The sequence below is a fragment of the Micromonospora sp. D75 genome, assembly GCF_018070405.1.
Classification (GTDB): Bacteria; Actinomycetota; Actinomycetes; order Mycobacteriales; family Micromonosporaceae; genus Micromonospora; species Micromonospora chalcea.
In genome coordinates this window covers 1-591 of the sequence record NZ_JAGPXV010001149.1, presented here as the reverse complement: position 1 = coordinate 591, position 591 = coordinate 1, and the positions used below count along the sequence as shown (strand labels likewise).

Here is a 591-nt window from a genome sequence, read left to right as displayed (position 1 = left end):
GGCCGGTGGCGACGAGGTGCCGCGCGAGCACGCCGGCCAGGGTTCCGGCCGCGCCGGTGAGCAGCACGGTGCCGTCGGGGTCGGCGGGCGCGGGGATGCGCAGCACCACCTTGCCGACGTGGCGGGCCTGGCTGACGTGCCGCAGCGCCTGCCGGGCCTGACGCACGTCCCACACCCGTACGGGCAGCGGACGCAGCGCGCCCCGCGCGAAGAGGTCGAGGATCTCGGTGAGCATCTCGCCGATGCGGGTGCTGCCCGCCTCGTTCAGGTCGAACGCGCGGTACGCCACGCCCGGGTGGTCGGCGGCGACCGCCTCCGGGTCGCGTACGTCGGCCTTGCCCATCTCCACGAACCGGCCACCGCGCGGCAGCAGCCGCAGCGACGCGTCCACGAACTCACCGGCCAACGCGTCGAGCACCACGTCCACCCCGGCACCGCCGGTGGCCGCGCCGAAGACCTGCTCGAACTCGGTGGTCCGCGACGACGCGATCCGCTCCCCGGCAACCCCCAGGCCCCGCAGCACACCCCACTTGCCGGGGCTCGCCGTCGCGTGGACGGTGGCGCCGAGGTGGTGGGCGAGCTGGATGGCGG

General features: G+C 76.0%; 1 protein-coding gene. It reads right to left on the bottom strand.

Annotated elements, in window-relative coordinates:
• On the bottom strand, positions 1-591 hold a 591-nt coding region (locus tag KBX39_RS32575), incomplete at both ends, for a zinc-binding dehydrogenase (protein ID WP_210874266.1).